This is a genomic window from Psychrobacter sp., from assembly GCF_036731945.1.
Classification (GTDB): domain Bacteria; phylum Pseudomonadota; class Gammaproteobacteria; order Pseudomonadales; family Moraxellaceae; genus Psychrobacter.
This window is the reverse complement of sequence record NZ_DAINDI010000002.1, coordinates 61,116-71,429: the sequence shown is the minus strand read 5'-3', so window position 1 is coordinate 71,429 and position 10,314 is coordinate 61,116. Positions and strand designations below refer to the sequence as shown.

The 10,314-nt window shown below is 43.1% G+C and carries 12 protein-coding genes; 2 read left to right on the top strand and 10 right to left on the bottom strand.

The window, feature by feature from the left end; all coding sequences use genetic code 11:
• From hglS to V7D75_RS00765, 3 genes are all read right to left on the bottom strand, one after another.
• Nucleotides 1-1,238, bottom strand: a 1,238-nt coding sequence (gene hglS / locus V7D75_RS00775; protein ID WP_333613004.1) for a 2-oxoadipate dioxygenase/decarboxylase HglS, incomplete at its 3' end; no start/stop codon positions are given.
• Between the two features lie 116 nt (nucleotides 1,239-1,354).
• The gene (locus V7D75_RS00770; protein ID WP_333613003.1) at nucleotides 1,355-2,626 is read right to left on the bottom strand and encodes a 2-aminoadipate transaminase; all 1,272 of its coding nucleotides are present in this window, start codon (nucleotides 2,624-2,626) and stop codon (nucleotides 1,355-1,357) included.
• Nucleotides 2,627-2,931: 305 nt separating this feature from the next.
• A complete protein-coding gene (locus tag V7D75_RS00765) occupies nucleotides 2,932-3,888 on the bottom strand; it encodes a LysR substrate-binding domain-containing protein (RefSeq protein ID WP_333613002.1) in 957 nt (318 codons plus the stop codon).
• 232 nt (nucleotides 3,889-4,120) lie between these two features.
• Here V7D75_RS00765 and V7D75_RS00760 point away from each other — a divergent pair, with 232 nt between their 5' ends.
• On the top strand, nucleotides 4,121-4,483 hold the full coding sequence (locus V7D75_RS00760) for a hypothetical protein (protein ID WP_333613001.1): 363 nt from the start codon (nucleotides 4,121-4,123) through the stop codon (nucleotides 4,481-4,483).
• A gap of 122 nt (nucleotides 4,484-4,605) precedes the next feature.
• On the opposite strand, the gene V7D75_RS00755 is transcribed toward V7D75_RS00760, so the two are convergent.
• Complete coding sequence (locus V7D75_RS00755) at nucleotides 4,606-5,049, bottom strand: MgtC/SapB family protein (protein ID WP_333613000.1); 444 nt, start codon at nucleotides 5,047-5,049, stop codon at nucleotides 4,606-4,608.
• A gap of 291 nt (nucleotides 5,050-5,340) precedes the next feature.
• On the opposite strand from V7D75_RS00755, the gene V7D75_RS00750 reads away from it, so the two are divergent.
• A complete protein-coding gene (locus V7D75_RS00750; RefSeq protein WP_333612999.1) occupies nucleotides 5,341-5,817 on the top strand; it encodes a CinA family protein in 477 nt (158 codons plus the stop codon).
• Here the strand turns inward: V7D75_RS00750 and V7D75_RS00745 are convergent.
• The 6 genes from V7D75_RS00745 to V7D75_RS00720 all read right to left on the bottom strand — a co-directional run.
• Nucleotides 5,814-6,494: a DUF421 domain-containing protein gene (locus tag V7D75_RS00745; RefSeq protein WP_200662776.1), complete on the bottom strand. Its 681-nt coding sequence runs from the start codon at nucleotides 6,492-6,494 to the stop codon at nucleotides 5,814-5,816. The two genes, V7D75_RS00750 and V7D75_RS00745, sit on opposite strands and share 4 nt — an antisense overlap.
• A 420-nt stretch (nucleotides 6,495-6,914) precedes the next feature.
• Nucleotides 6,915-7,481, bottom strand: a complete 567-nt coding sequence (tehB, locus tag V7D75_RS00740) for a tellurite resistance methyltransferase TehB (RefSeq protein ID WP_333612998.1) — start codon at nucleotides 7,479-7,481, stop codon at nucleotides 6,915-6,917.
• Nucleotides 7,482-7,521: 40 nt separating this feature from the next.
• Nucleotides 7,522-8,196, bottom strand: a complete 675-nt coding sequence (locus tag V7D75_RS00735; RefSeq protein WP_333612997.1) for a glutathione S-transferase — start codon at nucleotides 8,194-8,196, stop codon at nucleotides 7,522-7,524.
• A gap of 249 nt (nucleotides 8,197-8,445) precedes the next feature.
• The gene (locus tag V7D75_RS00730) at nucleotides 8,446-9,081 is read right to left on the bottom strand and encodes a hypothetical protein (protein WP_333612996.1); all 636 of its coding nucleotides are present in this window, start codon (nucleotides 9,079-9,081) and stop codon (nucleotides 8,446-8,448) included.
• Between the two features lie 281 nt (nucleotides 9,082-9,362).
• Complete coding sequence (locus V7D75_RS00725; RefSeq protein ID WP_333612995.1) at nucleotides 9,363-9,947, bottom strand: alpha/beta hydrolase; 585 nt, start codon at nucleotides 9,945-9,947, stop codon at nucleotides 9,363-9,365.
• A gap of 57 nt (nucleotides 9,948-10,004) precedes the next feature.
• Nucleotides 10,005-10,314: hypothetical protein (locus V7D75_RS00720; RefSeq protein WP_333612994.1), on the bottom strand; the 310-nt coding region annotated here is incomplete at its 5' end.

Below are 10,314 nucleotides of genomic sequence, written 5' to 3'. Positions count from 1 at the left end.
GGTAAAAAATCCTCATAAACGATAGGTTCTAGGCGAATCATTCCTTGCTTAAGCAAATCAGTAATCACTTGCTTTGATAAAGGGTCATTTACATTTTCTACATCTATAGAATCGAGCGTTTGCTCGTTATCTGTATTGCTATCGACCGCTTGATAGTAAAAATACGCCAAACCTTCATCGTGTAGCGTTTGATAGTCATCAGGGAACGCTGCAAATGCACTTTCTAAAATCTGATAGTACTCTGAGGCGTTATCGGTATTTGGCGTCACAGCTAACTGGCGGCGAGCTTGGCTAAGCAATTGGTCATAAAGCGCTCTGCCTTTGGGCGTCAGCGCCACGCCGCGCTGCTCAATCTCACCAAAGCGCGCAGTATGATGCCCCGTTTCATAGCCGCCGTTAGGGTTTTTAAAGCTAACCGCTTCTTCTAACGCTTTAAAACTGGTCTGACGTAATAAAATAGGACATCGCCGTCTCGGTGGCCCTTCTATAATGGCTTTTGGCGGGATACCTTTTGCCTGCATACCTGCTTGTACCGAATCGATATCTAAGGTTCGAGGTGTCAAATGGTTGATATGCGGGCCCTTAAAACCGACGACGTCAGCAATAAGTCCGTGTTGGCTTAATAGTTGCTGATAAAGCCCTTTAGACACGGGTGTTCTGTCATGCCAGCGAAAGGTTTCTAACGCTTCTTTGACAAATTGCTTAGCGTCTTCAGCCACTAGCCCGCCCTGCGCCTCAAAGCGCTCAATCAAGCTAATAACATCATCTGTAAATATTTTGCGCTTATCTAGCGCCGCCATCGCTTCTTGTTTTAATGCTTCATCATCAATCAAATCAAGGCGCAATAGAGAAGTAAAAACGCGAAAGGGACTTTTATTTAAAGACTGCGTGTCAAGCGCTCGAAAAGCCGTAGAATGCACAGGCACGCCAGCAGGTGCCAAATCATAGTAACCAACAGGGTACATGCCCATCACCGCAAACAGCCTGCGCATCATGCTTAGCTCAGCGGCGGTGCCTAATCTAATCGCACCGTGGCGCTCCATACCTAGCCTATTAATCTCTCCGGTGTGCTCAAGTTGCTGTCTGATATCAGGCTTTTTATTTAATACTTCAGTATTTACCTCGCTCACCAAATCGATGAGGTCACCATATAACGGTACTTCTTTTTGGTACATCTCTGACATGGCGATAGAGAAATCGTGGCGAATATCATCGCTATTGATAAAGGTAGGGTTCACAAGTATGTATCCTTTTTAATTAAGATATTTTTAGATAAAAATAGTCGTCTCAGAAATTCTTAGCAAAGCACAAAAATTCACAGTAGCTCACAGCAACTTTCAGTAGCTCTCAGCATCTACAGCTTTGGCATTTCATTAGGAATACCGCTTAGCACCGCTTTTAAAATATCAAGACCCGCTGTTAGGGTTTCAGGCTCAATCGTCAGCGGCGGCAATAAGCGAATAATATGTCGATGCTTACCACTTGGCATCAACAGCAAGCCCTGCTCGCGCGCTTGTGTTAAGACATACGCCATCACACTTGGATGCGTGCCATAAGTTGGGTGACGCAGCTCGATACCACGCATCGCGCCAACTCCTGTCAGTCCATATAGCCATGCAGAGAGGTTTTGCTGCTGCCATTCATTGACAGTACTTTCAATGCTGTTGGCATAATGCTTAGCTGATTGCCAGACTTTATCGTCCTGCATGATATCCAAAGTAGCATTTGCCGCCGCACACGCCACTGGATTACCTGAATAGGTTCCGCCCAAGCTCCCTTTTGGCAGACCATTCATCACGCCAGCTTTGCCGACTACCGCCCCAAGTGGTAAGCCGCCGGCGATACTTTTACCGAGCAATAGCAGGTCAGGCTCAACCCCTAAATGCGTAAAGGCAAAAGGCGTACCTGTGCGACCATACCCCGACTGAATCTCATCCATGATGAGGAAGATGCCATGCTCATCACAAAAGCTGCGTAGATATTGGACAAACGTCGCGGACAGCAGTTGGAAACCGCCCTCACCTTGGACGGGCTCGACGATAATGGCACCGATATTAGCCACATCAGTCTCCACCGCAAATAGACGCTCTAAAGCCGCGATCGCCTGCTGATCGCTGATATCGTTATCAGGACTGGGAAAAGGAATATGGTAGACGCCGCCGGACAATGGCCCAAGCCCGCGCTTATAAGGCGCGACCTTACCATTTAAATTAACCGCCGCCAGTGTACGCCCATGAAAACCACCATCAAAGGCAATCACAACAGTGCGTCCGGTCTGCATACGGGCAATTTTTATGGCATTTTCGGTGGCTTCTGCGCCGCAGTTGGTGAGCATGCCTGCAAGCTCACCTTTAATAGGAATCCATTCACACAGTCTTGGCATAAAATTTTGATACGGCTGATGAGCGGCGGCGTTATAAGCATAATGAATCAGCGACTGCGCTTGAGAGATAATCGCGCTGACGATGTGAGGATGACAATGGCCAAGGTTTAAGACGCCAATACCGCCGACAAAATCAATATAGCAACGGCCCTTATCATCCCAAACGTTGGCATTTTTACCTTTGGTTAGTGTCAGCGGATGCACCATCGTAAAGGCATCGGTGACGTTATATAGCTGTTCCATAGAGGTCTCTTATCTTCCTTGATTAAGGAATCATTTGAGCAAACTGCTCCCCTATCAGCAAACGAATAATAGTTGTGCCGTCATTCCTTTTTGTCATTGCCATGCTTATTATTGCCATGCTTATCATTGCCATATTTAACATTGATAAAAAAACCGGCTCAAGGCCGGTGCGTTTCTATCTTTCAAACTGTACTTTTGCAAACCTAACTTTTGCAAACTTTGTTTTTTAAACTTGTTAATAGCTAAAAGCTTAAAAGGTTCATAGTTAAAATTTTCGTAGTTAAAAAGTTCAAATCAGCTTTACATTACAAGATAAAATCCAAGTCTGGCGTAGGCTCCTTTGACTTAGCAAGATAAGCTGAAACCCATTCTATAATGACCTTTATTTTATGCGAGTTGCCCATGGCTAAAGGGTAAGACATATAATAAGCACCCCTGCCTTTTGAGGCATAGCGCCATGCTGTTACCAAAGCGCCTGATTGTAGCTCTGGCGCAACCAAACGCAGTGGCACCAGTGCGATACCATAGCCGAGTAGTGCCGCCGAAATAGTCGTATGAAAAGTATCAAAGCGCGGGCCGACAAAGGTACCATCTATACGAATATCCTGCTGTCTAAAATATTCATACCAAGCGCTAGGGCGTGAGCTAAGTTGTAATAATGTGCAATTATCTATATTGCCTATATCACCCATGCATGCGGCTTTGTCTGTTAAATAATCCGGATGACAGACGGCCACATTATACTCATCAAACAACTTAATCGACTCCATGCCGCCCCAAATCCCATCTCCATATAAAAACGCCACATCAACGTTTTGATCTTCAGAAAAAAACGGTCCAGCCAGCTCTTTAATCGTTAAATTAATCAGTGGATTCGCTGTACCAAAGCCGCCTAATGCAGGCATCAGCCAGCGCGAGCAAAAAGTTGGATGCGAGACGATTTTCAGTACTTCTGAATTATCACTGTTTGACATTAAGCTGGTAGTCGCCGCCTCGATATGTTTGAGAATTTCGAGCACTTCTAAATAGTAAGTCTTCCCAGCCGGCGTTAAAGAGATGCGATGCGGGGTGCGATAAAACAGCGACAAATTCAGCATTTCTTCAAGCTGCGCGACTTGCTTACTGATAGCGCTTTGCGTCATGTGCATCTCTTGCGCCGCATTGGTAAAACTCAAATGCCGAGCCGCCGTCTCAAAACATTGCAGCGCCGTGGTCGAAGGATACCTTCTAAAAGCAAGTGGGGTTTTGATATCGGGTTTCATAATGTATTGGTTCTTTTAGATACTTATAAATTATTTTAAAGAGTATATGATACACAGATTGACAAACCTTTACCTTTATTCACCTGAGTTTTTTAAGTTTCTTTATTATATTTAGGCATACTGTCAGTTTAATTGTCAGGTATTTTAATTATCAGGGATATAGGAATAAACCTCTAAACTGGCTAAATCTTATTGTAAGCTGGCAATCAAAAACAATAACAAGGATATAAAAATGAAAACATCAGTAACGCCTAAAAAGCTTCAAAACAAACTATGGATAGCCTTATTAGCCAGTGTGATTGGGCTTAGCGCTTGCAGCAACGAAAGAGAAGATGCAACGGATGTTAGTACAGAGCCTGACACTGCCGACATGACCACGACCAATGGCAACGTCCAGTCTACCGATACGCAAGCTGACGAAATGGCGCCTACAGACACTACAACCACCTCTACTGACGCGACCGAGAATGATGGAGATGAAACCTATTATTCTGGTGTAGATGGTGCAGAAGATGAAGAAAAAGGTGTTGATGCTGTGGTTGTTAATGAAAACAATCCAAATCTCGATCAAACACCGGCAGAGGGCGTGCAATAAATTTCATTCTGTAAATCGCATTACTATACGCAATAAATAAACCGCACAGCAACATAGGCATAAAATAAGCGAGACCATCATGGTTCTCGCTTATTTTTTGTCTAATCCTATGGCTAGCAGAATTATAAGTCCTTGCGCCTATGCTTTGGCTTAAAGGGTTTGGAGAATTGCAGAATGATAAATCCAACGACTGAGAGGATAATGGCAATCTCATAGCGTCCATAGGCGACCGAGATACCAATTGCTGCTGTATTCCATAGCCCAGCGGCGGTTGCCGTGCCTTTTGCCCCATTCTCGTTTTTAAAAATAGCCCCACCACCAATAAAACCCATACCAGTTATGATGCCGTACATGATACGAGCTTCTGCGTCCGAGCCTTGATAAATATCCATACCTACCAACATAAAAGCGCACGAGGCAATCGTCACCAAAGGAAAGGTTCTGAGTCCCGCACCATTGTCTTCAAGCTCACGATTAAGGGCAATCGGTAGCGACAGTATAAAAGCAATGCCAAGCTGAAAAGCATGGTAGGTTAAAATCTTCATACTGATATCAAATGCAAACATAGCTATCGCCTAAAAGTCCGTTTAAAGGGTCATCAATCTTATTTAAAACCCAGTCTCTTCAGACTAAGCTAAAAACCGATTTCCTATCAAATTTTTTATACTATATAAAGATATTACAAGAACTAATCCTAAAGCTAAATAACATTTAGTGAAGAAAGGTAAGTTCTAAATAATAGTTACGCAAATTCATCAATCCATAAATTGAATAATTACGAGCAAAGTACTGTAATAGTTTAAGTGAATAGTGGTTGTTTTTATTTTACGAGCTTTAATAAAGAAAAGGAGGCAGGCGTGACCGATAGTTGTGCAAAATTACTCGCTGATAAAGGATTGACGGTGGTCTTTATTGAAAGCGCGACCGCGGGCTACTTAGCGCATCGCTTTTCTGTCAGTCCATATTCTGGTGATGTATTGATGGGAAGCCTAGTATGTTATGACGTTTCGATAAAAAAGCAGGTATTAAAAGTACCTAGCCAATTAATTGAGGACTGTACGCCTGAGTCGTTAGAAGTGACGCGTGAGCTGGTCATCAAAGCCAAAAAAATGTTTGAGGCCGACTTACATGTTGCCTGTACGGGGCTATTAAAGCCCGGTGGCTCTGAAACCGAAGAAAAACCCGTCGGCACGTTTTTTTATTGTATCGGCTATAAAGGCGAGATTTATGATTTTCGCAGCCTGTGCCACGGCGCTCCTGAGCAAAAGCTACGTAGTATAAACAGCCTTATTTGTAAAAGTATTATCGAGGTGGTCAGCAATCATACTGCTTAATTCACAAACTTGGTATTGAGCGCTTTCGCCCATCCTTTTGACTGATGACAGCGATGGCAGACTTCATCTAGCATTGAGATATTCTCGATATAACCGCAATGCATACAGGCATAAGACTGTCCCTTTTCTAACACTTTTGCCGCCTGAAATTCTTTAGGAAAAATGGGTAGCCCATACTGCGTTTTCTCAGGCTCAAATAATAACACGCTAAAATCACCATCTGTTTCGAGCAACCCTACTTGAACTTGGCCTAGATGACGCACGCCTTTTTGGCGCATTTCTGAAAAGAACTCATCGTGCGACATCTTACCTTTTTTGACGTCCTCTAAGACCAGCAAACCGTCCTCTACGATACAAGTCGGCTTACCTTCTAAGATAAGCTCAAAAATTTTGTACCTTGTCGAGCACCAAGTAAAAAACCGATAAAGCAGCAAGACAATACTCATAATAAGCACTGCTTGAATCAGCGGCAAATCTTCTGTAAACATCGGGTCGCCCGCGATAGAGCCCAATGATAAGATAATGGTTAATTCAAAAATAGAGAGTTGGCGGATGCCGCGTTTGCCCGTAAAGCGTAATAATAAAATAATCAGGCAAAACATGATGATGGTACGTATGGCGATTTCTGCCGCAAAAGACCAGGTGGTGTCATAAATAAAAATACTGAACCAATCCATGTTATTTTCCATTATGCTTTTTTATCGTGTCATTTTTCTAAGTATGAGTATATTAAAACGACAACTGCTCTGATGTATAGAGGCAGGCTGCTATAAAATAAACACAGGGCTACTGGTATTCATTTTGCGCAGCCTCTGTCTGCGTAGGCACAGCAAGCAAGAAAAATGAATACCAGTAGCGCGTTATCATACTTGTATTAACTTTATTTAGGACTAACTATAGCGCGTTTGTTATTGCTGTATATGCTTGTGAAATTCTGCTCTTAAAGACAACAAAGTATATGACTACCACACCTGTAAGCCATCCATTAAAAAAGGCTGCTAACGCTATGGTAAATATAACGTAAACAACCTTTTGAATTGACAGTATGATTAATGTGATCTGATTAAGATTTCTTGTCTAACATCACTTAACATTGCTTAACTGGGCTTACGTGCCAACATGGTCGCAAACTGTAATTGCGCGCCGTTATGCATCGTGCCGACGTCTTCATTATATTTAATCAACTCCCAGCCCTGATACATGTCGCGTAATTGTCCTTCGTCTAAGGTAAATGGAAAATTAACCGGACATGGATAGGTTTGAGTGTTCATAGCGCACACAACCAAATGATAACCACCAGCCAGCGTATGCGCCTGCATATCAGCAATGACAGCGTCAACGCGCGCGGGGTCAAGGAACATCAGAGTCACCGTACAGCTGATAAAACCATAATCGGCATCAAGGCTTGCACGATTGATATCGTACACTTCGGCTTTGAGGTTTGTAAGGCCTTCTTGTTCAACAATGTCTTGTAGCATATTGATAGCGCTAGGATTGGCATCTATCGCCGTCACATTAAACCCAAGTTGGCTAAGATACAAAGCATTACGCCCATTTGAGCAGCCCATGTCGAGCGCAGCACACGGCTCAATAATTTGGCACGCTTCTACGACTTCACTATGAGCAGGATTCAAGCCGTAGCGGCTATTGAGATCAACGGTCATGGCAACCTCTTATATATAATTGAGAGATTTTATCATAGCACTAATGACGCTCGATGAAAGCGGCAGGAAAAACCACCACGTCATCTTTTTCTTGCCAGGGCGCAAACTTAGTCATCGCTTGCAAAAAAAGCGGATTGGAGAGCCAGTCTTGTAGCCAGCGCTGCAAATTTGGGTAAGGTAAATCGTAAAAAACCTTGCGATTCACATGCGCAAATTGACGGACAAACGGCATGATACCGATATCAGCAATGGTGATGCGCTCCCCTAGCAAACAAGGATTTTTGATTAATAATTCCTCTAACATTTGTAAAAAAACCTCACCCCGTTGTCGATACTCTGCTTGACTCATCTCAAGATGCCGGTCGGCGTATTTATAGCGATCGAGCCAATATTTAAACTCATTGTCGTTTTTATCAATCAGCGCATTTGCTTGCGGCAGAGTCTGGGCAGCAAGCAACCCTTGAGCATCTTGCTGTTCAAGCGCCCATGTCATTATCTCTCTACTCTCCTCAATCACTGAGCCATTTAAAAGCTGCAGCACAGGCACCGTACCTTTGGGGCTAATCGCGAGCATTTGCGGCGGCTTATTTTTTAATGTTATCTCGCGCAGCTCGACCTGCAACCCCGCAAACAATAACCCAAGGCGAGCACGCATGGCATAAGGACAGCGCCGAAAAGAGTACAGACGAGGATAAGAGGAAGTCGAGGGAGTCATAGGGATGTTTCGCAGTTTGGTTAATCTTTATCGTTTTAAGCTTAAAAGTTATTATGTATAGCTTGGCTTATCATAACAATGACCACACTTGCCTTCAATGGTAGGCTTTAATCTTAAAAACTTTTACTTAATACAAAAAAGCCTCGCTATCATAAAAGGATAGAGAGGCTTATGTTTAAGAATATTTTTAGCTTATAGCATTGTAAGGATAGTTTATTTAAAATAATGGTTTTAATTTTGCTTAGGCTATTACACACTTTTAGATTTTGGCAGGTCGTACTCGATTCTCTCGAATTCTTTATCTTGCAGTTCCATAATCAAGCAATAGCCTTTTATAGCGCCATCGTACGGCACGTTAGATCCACGCTCTTGATAATGCGTGCGGATACGCTCTTTAATAATACTTTTACGCGCAGCTTCATCCAGTTTGGCAAATCCGCTTGGCAAATCTACCTGAGTCCAAAGTGCAGCGCCCCAACGAGACAGCCAATTGGCGTTATCATCGAACTTAAAATCAACATCGGCGTATAAACGATAGCGAGGCTGCGGCACAGCACCCTGTGCTATCTCATCTTTAATCTGGGCAATATCTTCTGCAAATGGCTCATAAGGCAAATCGAGTACCGAAAATAACTTTGCTAAAAACTCATCGGCGGTAAAGTATTTATCCATATAGCTACCATCAAGTCCGAGATGCTTATTGGACAGCACATGACGCAGGCGCTCGCAAGCAGGCATGGTATGCTTTAGTGGGTAACCCATGGTTTTGACAATATATTGCGCGCGATATTCTAACGTATCTATTTGCGCGATGACGTATTGTGCGAGAGGATGGCACGGCTGAAAACGGCGGGTAAATTTGGATGGCTGGGCAGACTGGCTCATGATGATGAAGACCTTATATTCCTATAACTCCGACGAAAAAGTATAAAATCAGGCACAAATGAGGATGTCGGAGTACAGGCTCATGCGCTTTACCAGGATTGTTTTATATCGTGCTGGAAGTTGCAAGGTTTGTACGCCGCCACCAATCGCAATCTTGATGATTTGCAATAAATGACGAGGACAAAACTGTTAAACCCACGATAGTTTATCCAATGATGATAGCACATCAGCCCATAGAAAATAAATACGCGATCATGACTTCTTTTTAATCAGCAAATATCCTAATCTTCACCATGACACGTCGCCTCATCCATCCAAACGATAGGGTCTTCACACAGATGGACCAAGTGATACCAAATATCACTGCTACGGGCGATACGGTGATGACCGCCGTCAAAATAATCGACTTCCCAGCTATCCGGTAGATTAACCAAAGTTCGCCTAGCAACCGCTACATCCAAGCTTTCATCGTCGACTTCCACCATGACTCGTACCATCTCAGTGTTTGACGTTGGAAAAGACAATTTCATATCGGCCACTGCCGGAATACGGTCCGCTAAAACGTCACTTGGATAAATGCAAGGCGCAATCAAGAGCGCCCGCAAGTTATATTTATGGGCAAAATGATTGGCAAACCAAGCACCAAGCGAATGCCCTGCCAGCACCACGCGTGGATACTGTGCCATTTTCTCACGAATTAAAGCATCGTAAATTTCAAAAATTTCTGTAAAATTCTCGCGATAATTGACCATTTGACAATATTTCGGCTCACGTGTGATACACGTGTATTTACTGGTCTCGCAACTTGAATCAAGACCATGGAAAAACAATAAAAACGTCTCGTTATTTTCGATAGGAAACATCATAGCTCTCTCCTTTTTTCATTATTTTTTAGCGTTATTGTTATTAATTTGGTCTATTATTTAAACCGCTTTTTGGCTAACAATCTGCGCTTGGTATAAACTCAAAATCTCCTCACAAGCTTGCATTGAAGTATTTTTTGCAAAGCCTTTACCAAACCAAAAATCATAAACCGTTTGGATAATAGCTTTTACCGCCTCAGCATTTTTTGGTTTTTGTGCTGTTAATTTACGCGCAATATCTTTTGCTTGAATATCAGACTCACTGTAGGGCGCACTCCAGCCCACAGAGTAGCGATAGAGCACTTCATTAATGGCCAAGATAAATATAGCCTCAGCCACGCCATACTGTTCAATAAATTGCTCTAACATC